General features: G+C 63.5%; 17 protein-coding genes. 7 read left to right on the top strand and 10 right to left on the bottom strand.

Annotation, left to right across the window (positions count from 1 at the left end; genetic code table 11):
* Window positions 1–428 precede the first annotated feature (428 nt).
* Both B0T39_RS01580 and B0T39_RS01575 read left to right on the top strand, forming a co-directional pair.
* Window positions 429–2,057 carry a S53 family peptidase gene (locus B0T39_RS01580; protein WP_081544496.1) on the top strand — a complete coding sequence of 543 codons (1,629 nt, stop codon included), beginning with the start codon at window positions 429–431 and terminating at the stop codon, window positions 2,055–2,057.
* Window positions 2,058–2,157: 100 nt separating this feature from the next.
* The gene (locus tag B0T39_RS01575; protein WP_081544495.1) at window positions 2,158–2,802 is read left to right on the top strand and encodes a HugZ family protein; all 645 of its coding nucleotides are present in this window, start codon (window positions 2,158–2,160) and stop codon (window positions 2,800–2,802) included.
* A 62-nt stretch (window positions 2,803–2,864) separates the two neighbouring features.
* On the opposite strand, the gene ribA is transcribed toward B0T39_RS01575, so the two are convergent.
* Together ribA and B0T39_RS01565 are read right to left on the bottom strand one after the other, a co-directional pair.
* On the bottom strand, window positions 2,865–3,446 hold the full coding sequence (gene ribA / locus B0T39_RS01570) for a GTP cyclohydrolase II (RefSeq protein ID WP_081544494.1): 582 nt from the start codon (window positions 3,444–3,446) through the stop codon (window positions 2,865–2,867).
* Between the two features lie 96 nt (window positions 3,447–3,542).
* A complete protein-coding gene (locus B0T39_RS01565; RefSeq protein WP_081544493.1) occupies window positions 3,543–4,268 on the bottom strand; it encodes a GAF domain-containing protein in 726 nt (241 codons plus the stop codon).
* 110 nt (window positions 4,269–4,378) lie between these two features.
* Here B0T39_RS01565 and B0T39_RS01560 point away from each other — a divergent pair, with 110 nt between their 5' ends.
* Window positions 4,379–5,455 (top strand): hypothetical protein, encoded by a 1,077-nt coding sequence (locus B0T39_RS01560; protein ID WP_081544492.1) that lies wholly within the window; start codon window positions 4,379–4,381, stop codon window positions 5,453–5,455.
* A gap of 54 nt (window positions 5,456–5,509) precedes the next feature.
* On the opposite strand, the gene B0T39_RS01555 is transcribed toward B0T39_RS01560, so the two are convergent.
* From B0T39_RS01555 to B0T39_RS01545, 3 genes are all read right to left on the bottom strand, one after another.
* Window positions 5,510–8,167: a collagenase gene (locus tag B0T39_RS01555; RefSeq protein ID WP_081544491.1), complete on the bottom strand. Its 2,658-nt coding sequence runs from the start codon at window positions 8,165–8,167 to the stop codon at window positions 5,510–5,512.
* A gap of 223 nt (window positions 8,168–8,390) precedes the next feature.
* On the bottom strand, window positions 8,391–9,272 hold the full coding sequence (gene hslO / locus B0T39_RS01550; RefSeq protein ID WP_081544490.1) for an Hsp33 family molecular chaperone HslO: 882 nt from the start codon (window positions 9,270–9,272) through the stop codon (window positions 8,391–8,393).
* Window positions 9,269–9,865 carry an MFS transporter gene (locus tag B0T39_RS01545; protein ID WP_081544489.1) on the bottom strand — a complete coding sequence of 199 codons (597 nt, stop codon included), beginning with the start codon at window positions 9,863–9,865 and terminating at the stop codon, window positions 9,269–9,271. Before B0T39_RS01545 ends, hslO begins: the two co-directional genes overlap by 4 nt.
* Before the next feature lie 193 nt (window positions 9,866–10,058).
* Here B0T39_RS01545 and B0T39_RS01540 point away from each other — a divergent pair, with 193 nt between their 5' ends.
* Window positions 10,059–10,526, top strand: a complete 468-nt coding sequence (locus B0T39_RS01540; RefSeq protein ID WP_081544488.1) for a hypothetical protein — start codon at window positions 10,059–10,061, stop codon at window positions 10,524–10,526.
* Here the strand turns inward: B0T39_RS01540 and B0T39_RS01535 are convergent.
* Window positions 10,495–10,911, bottom strand: a complete 417-nt coding sequence (locus B0T39_RS01535) for an OsmC family protein (RefSeq protein ID WP_081544487.1) — start codon at window positions 10,909–10,911, stop codon at window positions 10,495–10,497. The two genes, B0T39_RS01540 and B0T39_RS01535, sit on opposite strands and share 32 nt — an antisense overlap.
* A gap of 121 nt (window positions 10,912–11,032) precedes the next feature.
* Between B0T39_RS01535 and tsaD the strand changes: the two genes are divergently transcribed.
* The 3 genes from tsaD to B0T39_RS01520 all read left to right on the top strand — a co-directional run bounded on the left by tsaD (window position 11,033) and on the right by B0T39_RS01520 (window position 14,983).
* Complete coding sequence (gene tsaD / locus B0T39_RS01530; protein ID WP_081544486.1) at window positions 11,033–12,058, top strand: tRNA (adenosine(37)-N6)-threonylcarbamoyltransferase complex transferase subunit TsaD; 1,026 nt, start codon at window positions 11,033–11,035, stop codon at window positions 12,056–12,058.
* 53 nt (window positions 12,059–12,111) lie between these two features.
* The gene (locus B0T39_RS01525) at window positions 12,112–14,016 is read left to right on the top strand and encodes an ATP-binding cassette domain-containing protein (RefSeq protein ID WP_081544485.1); all 1,905 of its coding nucleotides are present in this window, start codon (window positions 12,112–12,114) and stop codon (window positions 14,014–14,016) included.
* A gap of 208 nt (window positions 14,017–14,224) precedes the next feature.
* The gene (locus tag B0T39_RS01520; RefSeq protein WP_081544484.1) at window positions 14,225–14,983 is read left to right on the top strand and encodes a substrate-binding periplasmic protein; all 759 of its coding nucleotides are present in this window, start codon (window positions 14,225–14,227) and stop codon (window positions 14,981–14,983) included.
* A 46-nt stretch (window positions 14,984–15,029) separates the two neighbouring features.
* Here B0T39_RS01520 and accD read toward each other — a convergent pair whose 3' ends face one another.
* The 4 genes from accD to B0T39_RS01500 all read right to left on the bottom strand — a co-directional run bounded on the left by accD (window position 15,030) and on the right by B0T39_RS01500 (window position 18,590).
* Entirely contained in the window at window positions 15,030–15,899 is an 870-nt protein-coding gene (gene accD, locus B0T39_RS01515; RefSeq protein ID WP_019102618.1) for an acetyl-CoA carboxylase, carboxyltransferase subunit beta, read from the bottom strand.
* 74 nt (window positions 15,900–15,973) lie between these two features.
* The gene (gene trpA / locus B0T39_RS01510; RefSeq protein WP_081544483.1) at window positions 15,974–16,762 is read right to left on the bottom strand and encodes a tryptophan synthase subunit alpha; all 789 of its coding nucleotides are present in this window, start codon (window positions 16,760–16,762) and stop codon (window positions 15,974–15,976) included.
* 9 nt (window positions 16,763–16,771) lie between these two features.
* Window positions 16,772–17,974 carry a tryptophan synthase subunit beta gene (gene trpB, locus B0T39_RS01505; protein ID WP_081544482.1) on the bottom strand — a complete coding sequence of 401 codons (1,203 nt, stop codon included), beginning with the start codon at window positions 17,972–17,974 and terminating at the stop codon, window positions 16,772–16,774.
* The gene (locus B0T39_RS01500) at window positions 17,961–18,590 is read right to left on the bottom strand and encodes a phosphoribosylanthranilate isomerase (protein ID WP_254894465.1); all 630 of its coding nucleotides are present in this window, start codon (window positions 18,588–18,590) and stop codon (window positions 17,961–17,963) included. The genes trpB and B0T39_RS01500 overlap by 14 nt, the downstream gene beginning before the upstream one ends.
* Between the last annotated feature and the right edge of the window lie 2 nt (window positions 18,591–18,592).

The following is an 18,592-nucleotide window of genomic DNA, read 5'->3' as shown; positions in this document are numbered from 1 at the left end:
TAAGCCCCCGTCAGCGCCCACGGCGCGTCACCAGTCCGCACGTTGGCTAGCGCAGCAAAAACTCATGCGCCGCATGAGTAAAATCGCAGCCTCAACCACCCCTCTCCTGTTTAGCCTCCAATCGCGCAGCGCTGAAGAAACGCCAAGCGCCTCACAACCCATCAGACATATTCATGGAAGCCATTAAACAAACACATCGCATGCCTCATATTTTTGCGTTTTGCATACAGATTTGACGCTGATCAATAATTTACTTGTCATCACTTGAGGTTTGGGATTACACATTCAGCGTTCCCCATCGGGAGCAGCCCTTCCGCACCAAGGGCAACCAATCTGGATCAAAGGCGCGCCGTCGAGCGACTACAAGCCTGGTCCAAGGGCCTTGCCCAAGAGCAGGCCCGCGCGGTACTTCTTCAGAGGAGAAGTGAATGTTTGCCAAGCAATACACGGTCGCACTGGTGTCCGCCGCCTTCTTCAGCATCGCGGCGCAAGCAACAACCCTCAACTGGCAGTCCACCAACACCCTGGCTCATCCTGTGCAAACGCTGATCCCGCAAGCGCAGGATAGCGGCGAAGTCGCCGCCGGCCAGAGCGTGCACATCGCCGTGGCCTTGAAAGTACGCGACAAAGCGCAGCTGGACGCGCTCACTCAGGACATCCTGCAAGGCCGCAGCAAGCACTACCTGAGCAAGGCCGAGTTCCTGCGCCGCTTCTCGCCCACCGAGGCGCAAGCACAAACCGTGGTCAAGCATTTGCAGGCCAGCGGCTTCCGCAACATCAAGGTGGCGCCCAACCGCCTGCTGATCACGGCCGACGGCAGCGCCGCCACCGTCAAGGCAGGCTTCCAGACCACCCTGCACCGCTACGACATCAACGGCCGTCAGGCCTTCGCCAATGTCGCCAACGCTCAGGTGCCCAGCCAGTTGGCCGACATCGTTCTGGCGGTGCACGGCCTGCAAAACGTCCACCAGTTCCACACCGCCTTGCGCCACCCAACGCCGCAGGCCTTCAAGACCGCCAGCGTCAGCGGCCACTCTCCCACCGACTTCCCGTCCATCTACAACGCGAACAGCCTACCGCCGGCCGGCAACACCACCGTCGGCATCATCGCAGAGGGCGACCTGAGCCAGACGCTGAGCGATCTGCAGGACTTCGCCAGCAGCGCCGGCTACGGCACGGTGGCCACCTCGGTGATCAACAGCGGCACGCCCACCAGCGACACCTCCGGCACAGAAGAATGGAACCTGGACAGCCAGGACATCCTTGCCGCCGCCGGCGGCGCGGTTCAACAGATGAACTTCTACGTGGCGCCGTCGATGACCAACGCCGATATTACCGCCGCCTTCAACGCCGCGGTCAGCGACGGCACGGCCAAGGTGATCAACGTGTCGCTGGGCGAATGCGAAACCAGCGCCCAAAGCGACGGCATGACCGCCAGCGCCGACCAGATCTTCCAGGCGGCGGTGGCCCAGGGCCAGACCTTCTCGGTATCCACCGGCGACTCCGGCTCCTACGAGTGCGGCGGCCGCACCGCGCGCCAGAGCTACCCGGCGGTATCGCCCTACGTGATCGCGGTGGGAGGCACCACCTTGTCCACCAGCGGCAAGACCGCGTATCTGTCGGAAAGCACCTGGAACGGCGGCGGCGGCGGCCCCAGCTATACCGAGAGCGCCCCTGCTTGGCAGAGCAGCGCCGGCGTGTTGACCATTTCCAAAACCAAGCGCGGCGTGCCCGACGTCTCCTTCGACGCCGACCCCAATAGCGGCGCGCTGGTGCTGGTCAACGGCAGCACCTCGCAGATCGGCGGCACCAGCCTGGCGGCGCCGCTGTTCACCGGCTTCTGGGCGCGGATCGAATCGGCCAACGGCAACAACATCCACTCGCCGGCGCCGTCGATTTACAAATACTTCAAGGCCAACCCCTCGCTGTATCACGACGTCACCAGCGGCAGCAACGGCGCTTACAGCGCCGCCAAGGGCTGGGACTACACCACCGGCTGGGGCAGCTTGAACATCGCCAACCTGAACGTCTTCATCGCCAGGACTCCAGGGTTCTAATCTCAACGCCCTCTCTCCTTGAGCCCCGGTCCGCCGGGGCTTTTTTGCGCCCGGCCCCGGCGCCGGCTAAGATGAGCCCACTTCGCGCCGAGAACCCAACATGAAAATCCCGCCCGCCGCCGCCATCCATCTACTTCACCGCGGCGCCCACGCCAGCCTGGCCACTCACAGCACTCAGCTGGCCGGCTACCCCTACGCCACACCGATACCCTGCGTGCCCGACGCCCGCCACCGGCCCACGCTCTGCCTCAGCGCGCTGGCCGAACACTGCAAGAACCTGCGGGCCGACCCGCGCTGCAGCATGGCGCTGCTGGACCCGGCGGCGGCGTCCAGCCAAAGCGGCGCGCGCCTGACCCTGCTGGGTGATATGGAAGCCTTCCAACCCACCCCGCTGGAGCTGGCGCGCCACCTGCGCTACCAGCCGGAGGCCGAAGACTGGCTGCAGCTGGACTTCGCCTTCTACCGGCTGCGGCCGCAACGGTTGCGCTATATAGAAGGCTTCGGCCGCATGGGCTGGCTGGAGGCCGAGCAGTGGCTTGACGGCCCGACGCTGGAAGCGGAACAAGAAGCGGAGCTGCTGACGCAGAGCGCCGCCTTGCCCGCCGGCGTCCGCTTGCTGGGGGCAGACTGCCACGGCATTGACTACGAGATCGCCGCCACGCGCCGGCGACTGCCCTTCCCCGCCGCGCTGGAGGTGGACGAACTAGCCGCCCGCTGGCCGGAACTGACTGCGGCGCTGACATGAAAAACGGGAGCCCTCGGCTCCCGTTCGTTCACATCCTGCTTGCGCCGCTTTGACGCGGCCATTCACTTGAACAACATATGGCCCAGCTTGCTGGCCTTGGTGTCCAGATAGCGGTCGTTGTGGGGATTGCGCCCCACCTCCAGCGGCACCCGCTCCACCACATCGATGCCGGCGGTGCGCAGGGTTTCGATCTTGCGGGGATTATTGGTCATCACCCGCACCCGCGATACGCCCAGCTGTTCCAGCATGTAACGGGCAATGCGGAAATCACGCATGTCGGCGGGGAAGCCCAGCCGCTCGTTGGCTTCCACCGTGTCGGCGCCACCGTCCTGCAGCTGATAAGCGCGGATCTTGTTGATCAGACCAATGCCGCGGCCTTCCTGGCGCAGGTACAGCAAGGCGCCGCGACCTTCGGCGGCAATGGCGGACAAGGCCGCCTCCAATTGGAAGCCGCAGTCGCAGCGCAGCGAAAACAGCGCGTCTCCGGTCAGGCATTCCGAATGCAGCCGCGACAGCACCGGCTCGCCGTCGTCTATCGTGCCCAGGGTCAACGCGATGTGCTCGCGGCCTCCCACTTCTTCAAAACCATGCATGGTGAACTCACCCCAAGGGGTGGGCAGCTTGCAACTGGCGACGTATTCCATCCTCGGCTCATCCGCGCTGAGCTCGACAGCAGGCAATGACATTATTTCTCCGCTAAACCTGATAAGCGCAGCTGAATCCGCGCGCGATAATCTTTATTAACTGTGGTCGGCTTCCGGATTTTCAAGCGCCAGCGGCAAAGCGGCGAAGGGCTCGGCCAACACGATGGCCAGCGCCGCCAGCCACACCAGCAGCTCCGGCGTGAAGAAACCGGCGCGGGACGCCTCGGCGTCCAGAATGCCCAGCACATTGTCGTCCCGGCCCAGCACCGGCAGGCAGACCTCGCTCATGACTTTGGGATCGCACTCGTAATAACCGCCGCCCTCGGCACGCCAAGCCTTGACGTCCTCAATCAACACCGCCCAGCCGGTCAGTCCCACCCGGCTGTTGTTGCTGTACTCGGCGAAGGCCTCGGTCAAAGGAAACTCGGCGCGGCTGGGCACGCCCTGGTAGGCCAGCTTAACCAACTTGGCCTGCTGGCCCTTGCCTAACTTGCGGTACACGCCCAGCCAGTCCGCGCCCACCTTGTGGTTTACCGACTCCACCAGCGCGTGCAGATTGCGCAAGGCCGCCGTGGCTTCCGGGCTTTCGCCGCCGAACAACGGCGCCAGATCGTACGGTTCGTCGGCCAGTTCTTCAAACAAGGAGCAACTGCCGTCCTCGCTCAATTTGGGCACCCGATAGCGGTACAGGTCCTGGCGCGCCGCCGGCTTGTCCGCGCTCAATACCGCGGACAGGGTCAACACCGCGATCTGCAGCTCGGTGCGATCCAGTTCCAGACTCTGCTCGCGCAGATAGTCGGCCAGTTGGCTTACGGGTATCATGACTGTGCTCCTGAAGGCGGCACCGCCGCCTGATGCGAATGAATATCGAAACCCAGCAGGATACCAAAAACCGCCCCGCGCTGGCCAACCCCAGTCCAGAATAAGACACCATGTCCGCCATCCATATTCCCTACCAGCCCCTCGTGATCAAGGCCGGCGCGCACGCCCGCAAGCTGCTGGCGCGCCAGGGCCTGCCCGCCGCCAGCGTTGCCATTCTGCCCGGCGCCGCCGGCGGCCCCAAGGCGATAGGCATCACCGGCCTGGATCAGGCGGTGTTCGAATGGCTGAACGGCAACCCGCGCCGGCGCGAACTGGTTGGCGCCTCCATCGGCGGCTGGCGCTTCGCTTGCGCGATGCAGGCCGAACCGCGCCAGGCGCTGGCCCGGCTGGCGGAGCGCTACACCGATGAAACCTACGCGGCGGACTCCAGCGTGGCCGAAATTACCCGCCAGACCCGCCTGATGCTGGATGAGATACTAGCGCCGGCGGCACGCGGCGCGCTGATAGACCATCCGCACTATCAGCTTAGTCTGTTGTTGGTGCGTTCCCACGGCCTACTCTCCAGCGAAGCGCGCGCCGCGTTGCTGGGCGGCCTGGCGTTGAGCGCCGCGCTCAACGCTGTGTCGCGTAGCCTGCTGCGCCACGCTTTCAGCCGGGTAATCTGCCATGATCCCCGCAGCGCCTTGCACTTCAAGCCCGAGGACGGCATCCCCACGCTGTGCCAGCCCTTGGGGCCAGACAATCTGGACACCGCGCTGATGGGTACCATCGCCATTCCCGGCGTGCTCAGCGGCGTGCAGCTGCCAGGCGCCCCGGCGGCCACTTATCGAGACGGCGGCCTGACCGACTACCACCTGGACTTCCCCTTCGCCCAGGGCGACGACATCGTGCTCTATCCGCACTTCACCCAGCGCATCGTGCCCGGCTGGTTCGATAAATTCCTGCCCTGGCGCCGGCCCAACCCGGCCCACCACGCCAACACCGTGCTGATCTCGCCGTCGCGCGACTATCTGGCGCGCCTGCCCGGCGGCAAGCTGCCGGACCGCCAGGACTTTCACCGCTACCTGGGCCGGGACGCTCAGCGCCAGCAGGTCTGGCGCCAGGCCACCGCCGAGAGCCAACGGCTGGGCGACGCCTTCATGGCTTGGCTGGAACAGCCGGATCTGGGCCAGGTTCAAGCGCTCTAACACAAAAAGAGCCGGGAATCTCCCGGCTCTTTTCATTCATGCCTCAGACACGCCTCAACCGGCGCGGGCCCAGCACTCCTCGTCCGACATATTCACCGGCGTCGCCAGCAATTGCACCACCACATCCCGCGTTTGCGCGCCCTTGCGCACGCGCACGGTGATCTGGTCTGCCACGCCCGGCTGGTCCTGATCGCGACGGTAGTTGAAAGCGCCGTGGTCGGCCATGATGGCGCGGCCGAGCTTGGGGCCGCTTACCAGGCTATAGCCGTCCGGCTCGCCCACGCCTTGCAACTGGCCACGCAGGCAGCGCACAGGGCTGGAATAGCTGAGCTTGGCCAAACCCAGCCGGGCGTCGCCGCCGCCCGGCTGCGACGCGGCCGGACCCAACGGACCTTCGCAGCGCAGCGCGGCGCGCTTGGCCTTGAAGTCGTAGTCGGTGGCCGCGCAGTTAAGCGCCATCATATTGTTGATGCCGCTACCGCGCAGCAGGTTCTGCAGCGCGGAATCCAGCGTCTTGTCCAGCTCCTGGCGCGCCAAGGTGGCGGTGCCGGAACGCAGCGGCAAAGCGCCGTCGCATTCGAAGCGGCGCAGAGCGCTGCGCTCGCCGTCAGCCCACACTCGGCAGGCCACCGGCAGATAGCGGCGCATCGCGCCCTCGATCGCGCCGATCTCGCCGGCCTGCCACTCCCCCTGTTTCAGCCAGTCCACGCCCCGCTCGGTCGAGGTATTGCCCAGTTGACCGGCGCGCTGCGCCTCCACCTGGCGGCCCACATAGTCGTGGAAGCCCTGCACCAGACCGACGTCGCGGCCCATTTCCGCCACCAGGGCGTCGAAGCGCTTGACGTCGTCGGCGCGCAGCGAGGCCAGAATCTCGGCGATACGGCCCGGCTGTTGCTGGTTCAGGTAGTAGAACCACAAGGCGGAATGACTGTAGAAGTCCCAACCGTCGCTATAGCTGGAACGCATGATGCGGGATGGTTCCAGATAGCTTTGCGGCCAGCCGTTGGCCACCACGTCCACCACGTGGCCGCGCACCTTGATGCCGTCGCGCGACGTGCTCCAGGCCATGAATTCGGCGAAGCCCTCGTCGTACCAGGCCATGCGGCGGTCATCGCGATAGAACTCCGAGCTGCCCCACATGCCCGGTTGAATAAAGCGGCCGGACAGATAGTGCACGTATTCATGGCGCACCAGCTCTTCCAGGCTCAGATAACTCTCACGCGGCACTTCGCGCTGGAAGGTGTAGAAGGTGCCGTCCTTTTCGATGTAAATGCCGCCGTTGTCGGTGGACAATTCATTGAGCAGGCCCTGGAAGCGCTGGTAGGCGGTCTTGCTGCCGTAGATCACCATGCGCAATTTGGCGTTGGTGTCGCCGCTCACCGGCTGGCTGATGCCGCTGACCCGGCCCAGTTGCGCCTGTACCTGCTTCATCGCGTAGTAGAGCGGCTCCACTTCGGCCAGCGCCAGCGGGGTTTCGAACACCAGATTGCCGTTGTCGAAACTCCAGCTATGCGGGAACAAATGGGTTTTCAGTTCCTGTTCCGCCTGGCAAATGCCGTAGCGCTCGCAAGGCACCTTGCCCAGCTTCTTCAGCGCGTACACCGCTTCCGCCCACGAAGCGCCGAATTTCTCGCCGCCCAGCAAGCCGGCCACCGCGTCTTCCGCCAGCTTGGCGGTGCGCGGGTATTGCATGAAACGGCCGGTTTCGCGCACGGTGTTCAGATACATCTGCTCATCGGCGAAAGCCGCCTGGCCGGCGCGGGTCAGCCCTGCCAGGCTGGTCGCCAGCGCATCCAGTTGCCCGGCGCCCGCCTTGGCGGCGAAGCCCTCGGTGTAATGCATATTGAACAGGGTGGTCTGCATCGGATGCAGCGCGATGCGCGCCCAGTTGTTCTTCGCCGCGGCGTTGTAACGGCCGAAGAAACGCTGCAGCAACGGCAAGGCGTGCTCCGGCTTGCGCACCGAATCCGCCAGGATCATGGTTTCCGCCACGGACTGACGCAGATCGGTCGCCAGATACCAAGCGTCGTGATCGCCGCTGCCGTCGCGCACCGGCTCGCCCCACAGCGCCGGGTTTTCCGCCAGCGCGCTCACCACCTGCATCACCGGCTCGTCCACCGGGCGGCCGTAATCGCCCACTTCCGCGGCGTGGCTGTACTGGGTGAAATAGCCGGCTTTCAAAAACACCGCCAGCGGCCACAGGCCGTTGGCGCTCTTGCCGTCCCAGCCTTGCGCGCGGGCGCGGGCCTCGGCCGCCACTTCACGCATATTCGCCGGCGATACCACCCGGTAGCTGAAAGCGTCCGCCTGGAACAGGCGGTTCATGCAAGTGCCCTGCACGCTGGCGACATAGCGCGCCAAGGCCGCGCCGGACAATTGTCCCAGCTTGGCTTCGTCGCAGTCGGCGTACTGCGGCGCGGCCGCGGCCTCCTTGGCGCGACGCGCGCCGGTCTGCTGCATCGGCCCTTGCGGCTTGGCACCGGGGCCGGCGCCGTCGGCCGGCGCGCCGGGCGGCAGGCCGTGGGGGTAGGACGGTTTCTCCGACAAAGCCGGAGAGTGCGAAGAATGGCCGGCCTGCGGCAGATTGGCCTGCGGCGCCGGCTGACTGAGCGCTGTTTTTTCGGAATCGCTGACGCAACCGGCCAATAAGGCGGCGGCCATCACGGAAAGACTCAGTGCGCGCACGCCGCTGAGCGAAGCTGTTTTTATCATGACGCTATCCAAGACATTAAAAATGTCGCATCAATATTCATATGCGAATTTCAAATCATATAGAATAGCCATCGTCATGAGAATTCAGTTTAAAATAAAACCAGCAATTTAAACCATAATTACAACATTGGTATTTTTACCCTGTTTTTCACCCAAAAAAGAGCGTAAAGAAAGCCGCATAAGCGGCTTATGGAAAGTTTGTTGCCAAACTAACAAAAATGCATCAATGCCTGGCCTCGCGCGCCGCGGCGATCACATCGTAATCGAACAACCCGTTGGCATCGTCTTCGTCGTAGACGTAATGCTGGTTGCAGTAATCGCAGACGATTTCCACGCTGCCTTGCTCCAGCAACACCTCGCCCACTTCCTGGCCGCCCAGCATCTTCAACATGTCGCCGACGCGCTCGCGGCTGCAATTGCAGGCGAAACTCACCGTTTCCTGATCAAATACGCGCACCGTTTCCTCATGGAACAGACGATGCAGGACATCCTCGGCCGGCAAGCCCAGCAACTCATCCGCCCTCAGGGTGGCGCCCAGCATCTGAATGCGCTCCCAGCCTTCCGGATCCCCATGGCCTTCCGGCAGCCTCTGCAACAGCATGCCAGCGGCGGTTTCCTCGCTAGAGGCCAGGATCAGTCGGGTTTCCAGCTGCTCGGAACGAAGCATGTAGTTCTCCAGCATCTCGCCAATGCTGTCGCCCTCCAGCGCCACGATGCCCTGCCAGGTTTGCGCCTTGTCCACGCGCGGCTCCAAGGTCACTACGAAGCGTCCGTGAGCGCCCAGCAAGGACTGGATGGACGCGTCGTCGGAAATGCTTTCGTCCCACTTTGCGGTGGCGCGAATGGTGCGATCGTTGTTGCACTCCACCACCGCCAGTTTCAGGGCGCCGGCGCCGTGAAGCTGCAGAATCAGCGCTCCGTCGAACTTGAGGTTGGCGGCCATTAGCTCGGCCGCCGCCATCATTTCGCCGACAATCTTCTTTAAGGCAGGCGGGTAGCTGCGGCGAGCCAACACCTGCTGCCAGGCGCCGTCCAATCTCACCAGCGCGCCGCGCACCGGCGCGCCGTCAAACAAAAATCGTTGCAATCTGTCTTGTGTGCTCATGCTGTGTCTTTCTTTTCCTTGCCCGCCGCCAGTTCTACGGTATAGACCGTCATCGGCATTGAAGAACTGACGTCGAATTCGCAACCTGCGCGCACGCCGACTTCGGCGATTTCGCGCGCGCTCAGCGCTTGGTCATACACCGCGTACATCGCGCCCATCGCGAACTTGCGGCCGGAGCCTATCGCCCAGATGCGGGAGAACTCGTAAATCTCGCGCATCGGATAAACCCCGAAAATCCCGTGACGGTTGGCGATCACCACCATCATCTGGCTGGATTCGTACGGATCCTCCTCGTCCTCTTCAGGACGCAGGTAGAAACCATCCTTCAGCTTGGGATGCAATTTGCGGAAGGTCTCGAAAATACCCTGGCGGCTGCTCAGGTCCTTTTTCTTCAACTCCTTCAGCGCGCCTTGCAACACCAGATCGTGGGCGGCCGAGCCGGAGATGGCCAAATAGCTGTCCCCATGCTGGAAAATCTTGTTGTGGAAACAATCATAGCCGGCCAACAGCTTCTGGTCGTCGCCAAAAGTGGTCTGGCTGTCGGCGGCGATCGCGATCTGATCGCCCTTTCTTACCGCCACGATGGTAGTCATCCCTACGCCTTTTTCGTCGATGGCGGCCCCGGAGTCGGCGGCCGCGCAAAACCGCCTATTGTATCGGCTTACGCCCGGCAACCCAAGCCTTGCGCCCACGGCCGGCCTTAGGAAAGGTGGGGACCGCCGGAGCGAATCTCAAGACCGCTCCGCGACCACCATCGGGATGACAGATCGGGTTTTTGACGATACAATGATATTGATTATCATTTACAAAAAAGCCATGCAATTCCACGCTCAAGACTTCCCCATCGTCTGGCTGGATCGCCGCCGCCCGGATGGGCAGCAGCCCACCGACATCTTCGCCACCCTGGACCAGTTGCTGCTCCAGCAACGCCCCTTTGTGTTCATCGCCAAGGAACCGGCGCCAACCGAGCTGGATCTTCACGCGCGCATCATCCGTAAAATGGCGGCACTGTGGGTCAAGGACAACCGGCTGCAGATTCGCCAATTGATACGCGGCACCATCGTGATCGCCCCGCAAACCGACCAACAGCGCTATCTTGACGAATTCGCGCCGCGCTTCGAAAAGTTCTGGGGCTATCCGCTGCGCCACCGTCCGGACCATGATGCGGCGCTGAGCTTGGCGGCGGACCTGTTGGCCGGCCCGCCCGCCGTCGGCGGCGTCCTCAGGCGTCGCGCAATTCGAAATCGTGGCTGATCTCGGCGGTCTTGCCCAGCATGATGGAGGCGGAACAGTACTTCTCCGCCGACAGCTTGATCGCTCGCTCCACCGTCTCCGCCTTCAGGTCACGCCCGGTCACCACAAAGTGAAAATGAATGCGGGTGAACACCTTGGGCTCCTCCTCCGCGCGTTCCGCTTCGATCTCCACCCAGCAATCGCTGACTTGCTGCCGCGACTTTTTCAAAATAGTGATCACGTCGTAACTGGTGCAGCCGGCGGTGCCCAAGAGCAACAGCTCCATGGGCCGCGGCCCCAGATTCCTGCCGCCGCCTTCCGGCGCGCCGTCCATCACCACCGCGTGACCGCTGCCGCTTTCGCCCAGAAAACACACGCCGTCCACCCACTTCAACCTGGCTTTCATCCCCGCCTCTCCTCATAGTAGGAATTCCGAAACGGCCTAGCCTAACATCCGGATTTGGGAGAACAAAGATTCACCGGTAAAATAGAAAGATTGTCCCGCTATATCCGAGCTGCGCCCAAACATGCTGGTACTAGGTATTGAATCCTCCTGCGACGAAACCGGAGTCGCGTTGTACGACACAGACGGCGGCCTGCTGGCCCACCAACTGCACACTCAGATGGCCATGCACACCCAATACGGCGGCGTGGTGCCTGAGCTGGCCAGCCGCGACCACATCCGCCGCGCCATCCCGCTGACCGAGGCCTGCCTGGCCGAGGCCGGCAAGACCCTGGCCGACCTCGACGCCATCGCCTACACCCAGGGCCCCGGCCTAGGCGGCGCGTTGCTGGTGGGCGCCAGCGTGGCCAACGCGCTGGCCTTTGGCCTGAACATCCCGGTGCTGGGGGTCCACCACCTGGAGGGCCACTTGTTGTCGCCGCTGCTGGCCGAACCCAAACCGGCGTTCCCCTTCCTGGCCTTGCTGGTTTCCGGCGGCCACACGCAGCTGATGGCTGTACGCGGCGTCGGCGACTATCAAATCCTGGGCGAAACCCTGGACGACGCCGCCGGCGAAGCCTTCGACAAAACCGCCAAATTGCTGGGCCTGCCCTACCCCGGCGGCCCTCTGCTGTCGCAGCTGGCGGAGGAAGGCGATCCGGCCCGCTTTACCCTGCCGCGGCCGATGCTAAATTCCGGCGACCTCGACATGAGCTTCTCCGGCCTGAAAACCGCAGTGCTGACGCTGAGCAAGCAGGTGGCGGACGCCGACGGCCACATCGACGAACAGACGCGCAAAGACATCTGCCGCGCCTTCCAGGAAGCCATCGTCGAAGTGCTGACCAAGAAATCGCTGGCCGCGCTCAAGCAATGCGGCATGAAACGGCTCGTGGTGGCCGGCGGCGTCGGCGCCAACAAGCAACTGCGCGCCGCACTGGACGAAGCCGCGCGCCGCCGCCGCTTCGACGTGTTCTATCCGCCGCTGGCGCTGTGCACCGACAACGGCGCGATGATCGCCTTCGCTGGCGCGATGCGACTGAAACACGCCCAAGCCCCCGGCAGCTACTCGATCAAACCGCGCTGGGATCTCAGCGCACTGCCTCCGGCCTGACCCACCCCCATGCGCCGCGCCGGCCTCAAACGCCGGCGCGGCTTCGGACTCATATGATTCAACTCAAGAACCTCAACCTGCGCCGCGGCCTGAAAGAATTGCTGCTAGGCGCCAACCTGATCCTCAACCCCGGCTACAAGACCGGCCTCACCGGCGCCAACGGCGCCGGCAAGTCCAGCCTATTCGCGCTCCTGATGGGCGAACTGCACGCCGACAGCGGCGACGCGCTGCTGCCGCCCCACTGGACCATCGCCCATGTGGCGCAGGAGACGCCGGCGCTGGAACGCTCGGCTCTGGACTACGTGCTGGACGGCGACCATGAGCTGCGCCAGCTGGAACAGGGGCTGCAAGACGCCGAAGAGCGGCACGACGGCAACGCCATCGGCCATCTGCACGGCGAATTGGCGCGCATCGACGCCTACGCCGCGCCGGCGCGTGCCGGCAAGCTGCTGACCGGCCTGGGCTTCGACATCGACGCCCAGCAACGACCGGTGGCCAGCTTCTCCGGCGGCTGGCGCATGCGCCTCAACCTAGCCCAAGCGCTGATGTGTCGCTCCGACCTGCTGCTTTTGGACGAACCCACCAACCACCTGGACCTGGAAACCGTACTGTGGCTGGAGGACTGGCTGCAAGGCTATCCAGGCACCCTGCTGATGATTTCCCACGATCGCGATTTCCTGGACAGCGTCTGCGACCACATCGTTGAAGTTGCCAACCAGGACTTGACGCTGTACACCGGCAACTACAGCCAGTTCGAAGTGATGCGCGCGGAAAAAATGGCCCGCCAGCAAGGCGAGTACGAAAAGCAGCAGCGCCAGATCGCCCACCTGGAGTCCTTCGTCAACCGCTTCAAGGCCAAGGCCTCCAAGGCGCGCCAGGCGCAGAGCCGGGTCAAGGCGCTGGAAAAACTGGAACGCATCGCTCCCGCCCACATTGCTTCGCCGTTCGACTTCCACTTCGACAGCCCGGACAACCTGCCCAATCCGCTGCTGAAGCTGGAACAGACCGATGTCGGCTACGGCTCCACCACCATACTCGGCGGACTGAATCTATCGGTGGAGGCCGGCGCGCGCATCGGCCTGCTCGGCGTCAACGGCGCCGGCAAATCCACCTTGGTCAAACTCTTGTCCGGCGACCTCGCCCCGCTACGCGGCGAGATCGTCAACGCCCAAACGCTGAAGATAGGCTACTTCGCCCAGCACACGCTGGAGACCCTGCGCGAAGACGAAACGCCGCTGCAACACATGCAAAGGCTGGCGCCCACCACGCGTGAACTGGAACTGCGCAGCTTCCTTGGCGGCTTCAACTTCCGCGGCGACGCCGCCACCGATCCGGTGGGCCCGATGTCCGGCGGCGAGAAAGCGCGGCTGGCTCTGGCGATGATAGTCTGGCAAAAACCCAATTTGCTGCTGCTGGACGAACCCACCAACCACCTTGACCTGGAAATGCGCCATGCGCTGACCATGGCGCTGCAGGACTTCAGCGGCGCGCTGATCGTGGTGTCCCACGACCGCAGCCTGCTGGAAGCCACCACCGATATTTTCTGGCTGGTCAGCCACGGCAAGGTGCAGCCCTTCGACGGCGACCTCGAAGATTACCGCCAATGGCGGCTGACCCTGCTGGCCGACGCCGGGAAGCCCTCCTCCGGAGACGCGCAGGGCCAGAACCGCAAGGAACAGAAACGCCAGGAAGCGGAAGCGCGGCAACGGCTATCCCAGCTGCGCAAACCGCTGCAGAACAAGTTGAACAAGCTGGAAAAGGAACTGGACCAACTTTGCGCGGCAAAAGCCGAACTGGACGGCTTCATGGCCTCCGCGGACGCTTACGAGGACGCCAACCGGCAAAAACTGGCCGACGCAGTGCGCCGCCAGGGCGAAGTGGCGACCCGTTTGGCCGAAGTGGAGGAAGCTTGGCTGGAAGTTCAGACCGAACTGGAGGAGCTGGAACAGGAGGAATAACGGCGACGGCGGCCGGGGTTTTCCACAGCAATCACCGGATAACTTTGTGGATAACCCCAAGCGGACGCCAAAAAAACTTTTGCAATTAGCCACTTGCCTCTTACGCTTATAAAAAAGGCAAAATCCGGGAACTTTCCCACCTTGCCAATGAGCAAATCTGGTGACAGCATGTGGATAAAACCGGCAACTCCATGATTGCAAAAAATAAATGACTGCCGCCTATTTTTTAAGCAGGATCCCAGGCCATTCTTCCCGCCGCAGCTCATGCCCGTCGCCCATCCGTCGCGCTCTGCTCGCCGGCCTGCTGCTCGCCGGAGCCGCCGCCGCCGAACCGCCTATTCGGCTCAACACCCATCAGCAAGCTCCGCTGTCCTTCCGCAAAGAGAACGGCGACGCCGACGGCTTGGCGGTGCAAGTCGTGCAGTGCGCGCTCAAGCAGCTACAACGCCCCTACTCCATCTCCTTCCTGCCGTGGACGCGTGCGCAATGGCAGGTGCAGCACCAACAAGCCGATGCCTTCTTCACCGCCACGCCATCGGCGGAACGCGACGGCTACGCGGTGCTTTCCACCCCCATCCTGCCTTATGAGCGGCGCTGGTACCTGCTAAAGGATAACCCGCAGACACCCACCAGCAACGATTTCAAGCGCCAGGGCCGCACCGCCGCCTTCAACGGCTCCAATATGGACGACTGGCTGCGCGAACACGGCTACCAACTCACCTCCACCCCGCCCAATAGCGAACAGCTGGTCAAGATGCTGCTGAACCGCCGCGTTGACGCCATTCTCGGCAATGCCTACGTAGTGGACGCGCTCATCGCCAAAATGGGCGTACAGGAGCGACTGCGCAGCGAGCTGGCGCAAAGCCTGCCCTTCGGTGTCTACTTCGGCAAAGTCTTCCTCGCCCGCGAGTCGCCACAGTTCCTGACGCAATTCAATCGCGCGGTGCAAGCCTGTCGCGCCAAATAAAAAAGCCGCCAAAGATGGCGGCTTTTCAATACGACTTGGCTGCGGATTAGACCGGAGCCGGCTCCTTCATCAGCAAAGCGCTCAACTCCGCCAGCTTGCGCTTCAGTTCGCGACGATCCACCACCATGTCCACCGCGCCCTTACTCAGCAGGAACTCGGCACGCTGGAAGCCTTCCGGCAGTGTTTCGCGCACGGTCTGCTCGATCACCCGAGCGCCGGCAAAGCCGATGCGAGCCTTGGGCTCGGCCAACACCACGTCGCCCAGGAAGGCGAAGGAAGCCGACACGCCGCCCATGGTCGGGTCGGTCAACACCGAGATGAACGGCAATTTGGCGTCGGTCAGCAACTGCAAGGCGGCGCTGGTCTTGGCCATCTGCATCAGCGAATTCAAACCTTCCTGCATCCGCGCGCCGCCGGAAGCGGCCACGCAAACGAAAGGCGCCTTGGCTTCCACCGCGGCGCGCACGCCGCGCACGAAGCGCTCGCCCACCACCGAGCCCATGGAGCCGCCGATGAATTTGAATTCAAACGCGGCCACCACCACCGGCATCGATTCGATGCTGCCCTGCATTACAACCAGCGCGTCGTCCTCGCCGGTGTCGCTCTTGGCTGCGGTCAAGCGATCAGGGTACTTCTTACTATCCTTGAACTTCAGGATATCCACCGGCTTGACTTCTTCGCCCAGCTCGCGCCGGCCCTCTTCGTCCAGCAGCAGGTTCAGACGTTCGCGCGCGGTCAGCGGGTGATGGTGATTACACTTGGGACACACCTGCAGATTGCTCTCCAGGTCAGTGTAATACAACACGGCTTCGCATTCCGGGCACTTGCTCCAAAGCCCCTCCGGTACCGCGGAAGGTTTGTCAGCGCGGTTGTCGCGCTTGATCTTCGGCGGCAGGAGCTTGTTCAACCAGCTCATGCTGACTCCTTGATTCTTGGGCCCGCCGCCAAACGGCGGGCACAGTAAAACGGGGGCTAAGCCCCCGCAGTGTTCTATCGGATGGCGGCCTTCAGTTCAGCCACCAGACGGGTTAACCGCTCTTTGGCGGTTTCGGGTGTCGCCGCCTCAATTTCCTGCACCAAGCGGCTGCCCACCACCACCGCGTCAGCGGCGGCGGAGATCGCCTTGGCGGTCGCGCCGTCGCGAATGCCAAAGCCGACGCCGATCGGTACGGTCAAATATTCTCTAAGGGCAGCAATTTTACGCGCTACGTCGTCAATGTCCAGATGCCCGGCGCCGGTCACCCCCTTCAGAGACACATAATAGACGTATCCGCGCGCCAGTTTGGCAATTTCCGCCACACGTTGCGGCGGCGTGGTGGGCGCGATCAGGAACACCGGATCCAGGCCGTTGGCGGCCAGAGCCGCAGACAAATCGGCGGACTCCTCCGGCGGGCAGTCCACAGTCAACACCCCGTCGACGCCGGCGGCCTTGGCCGCGGCGGCGAAGGCCTGATAGCCCATGGCGAACACCGGGTTCAGATACCCCATCAGCACCACCGGGGTATGGTCGTTGTCGCGACGAAACTCCGCTACCATTTGCAGCACCTGGCGCAAACCCACCTTGTGGACCAGCGCGCGCTCGGAGGCACGCTGGATCACCGGGCCGTCGGCCATCGGGTCGGAAAACGGCACCCCCAGCTCGATGATGTCGGCGCCGCCCTCCACCAGGCCGTGCATCAACTGCACGGTCAACTGCGGCGACGGATCGCCGGCTGTGATGAAGGGAATCAGCGCCTTGCCGCCGGCCAGCTCTTCAAAACATTGGGCGATACGTGACATAGCGCCTCCTTACAGGGTGATGCCGGCGAGGCCGGCCACGGTGTTGATGTCTTTGTCGCCGCGGCCGGACAGATTGACCAGAATCACCTGGTCCTTGCCCATCTTCGGCGCTTCCTTGGCGGCCCAGGCCAGCGCGTGGCTGGATTCCAGCGCCGGGATGATGCCCTCGAAGTGACAGCAATCGTGGAAGGCGCGCAAAGCCTCGTCATCGTTGATCGCCACGTAGTCGGCGCGGCCGATGTCCTTCAGATAGCTGTGCTCCGGCCCCACGCCGGGATAGTCCAGGCCGGCGGACACCGAATGGGTTTCCACCACCTGGCCGTTCTCGTCCTGCATCAGATAGCTCTTGGCGCCGTGCAGCACGCCCAAGGGCGCGCCGCCGGAAAGCGGCGCCGCGTGCCTGCCGGAGTCCAAGCCCAGGCCGCCGGCCTCAACACCGACCATGCGCACGCCGTCCACGCCGATATACGGATAGAACATGCCGATGGCGTTAGAGCCACCGCCTACGCAAGCCACCACCACATCCGGCTGGCGGCCGATGACTTCCGGCATCTGCACCTTGGCCTCCTCGCCGATCACCGACACGAAATCGCGCACCAGCATCGGATAGGGATGCGGGCCGGCCGCGGTGCCCAAGATGTAGAAAGTGCTGTCGACATTGGTCACCCAGTCGCGCATCGCCTCGTTCAGCGCGTCCTTTAGCGTCTTGGAGCCGGATTCCACCGGCACCACGGTAGCGCCCAGCAGCTTCATGCGGAACACATTGGGCGATTGACGCTTGATATCCTCAGCGCCCATGTACACCACGCACTCCATGCCGTAACGCGCCGCCACGGTGGCGGAAGCCACGCCGTGCTGGCCGGCGCCGGTTTCGGCGATCACTCTTTTTTTGCCCATGCGCCGCGCCAGCAGCGCCTGGCCAATGGCGTTGTTGATCTTATGCGCGCCGGTGTGGTTCAGATCTTCGCGCTTCAAATAAATCTGCGCGCCGCCCAATTGCTCTGACCAGCGCTTGGCGTGGTAGACCGGGCTGGGGCGGCCGACGTAATGCTTGAGCTCATGGCGGAATTCTTCCCAGAACGACGGGTCGGCCTTGACGCGAGCGTACTCGTTTTTCAGCTCGTCCAGCGCCGCCATCAAGGTTTCGGCGACATAGACGCCGCCATGCGGGCCAAAATGGCCCTGGGCGTCCGGCAAGTCATAACGATCCATGTCTAACTCCTGATATGAACGCCGCCATTCTGGCGGCATCTTTGATTCCCTTGGACGCCTCCACACCGCTGGAGACGTCGACCGCGGCCGGGCGCACCTGCGCCACCGCCGCCGCCACATTGTGTTCGTCCAGCCCTCCTGACAGGATCAACGGCAGAGGCAAGGCCTCCGGCAGCAAGCTCCAGTCAAAGGTGGCGCCGGTACCGCCGTGCGCGCCTTCAACGAAGGCGTCGGTCAGCACCGCGCGCGCGTCCGGGTATTCCGAGGCGATTTCAGCCAGATCCATGCCCGGCTTCACCCGCACCGCTTTCAAATAAGGCCGCTGGAAAGAGCGGCAGAAGGCGGCGTCTTCCTCGCCGTGGAACTGCAGCATGTCGATTGCGCACTCCGCCAACACTGCGCGCACATAATCCGGTTCCGGGTTGACGAACAGGGCCACTACGCTGACGAAGGGCGGCAGCGCCGCGATCACAGCGCGCGCCTGCTCGATGCCCACATGACGCGGGCTCTTGGCGTAGAACACCAGGCCGATGGCGTCGGCGCCCAGCCGTGCGGCTTCCACGCCGTCTTCCGGCCGGGTAATGCCGCAAATCTTGATTCGGGTCGTGCCGCCCACTC

Origin of the sequence: Chromobacterium haemolyticum, from assembly GCF_002081825.1 — a bacterium.
Classification (GTDB): Bacteria; Pseudomonadota; Gammaproteobacteria; order Burkholderiales; family Chromobacteriaceae; genus Chromobacterium; species Chromobacterium fluminis.
Note: the sequence above shows the minus strand (reverse complement) of the source record. Positions and strands in the feature narration are given on the sequence as shown.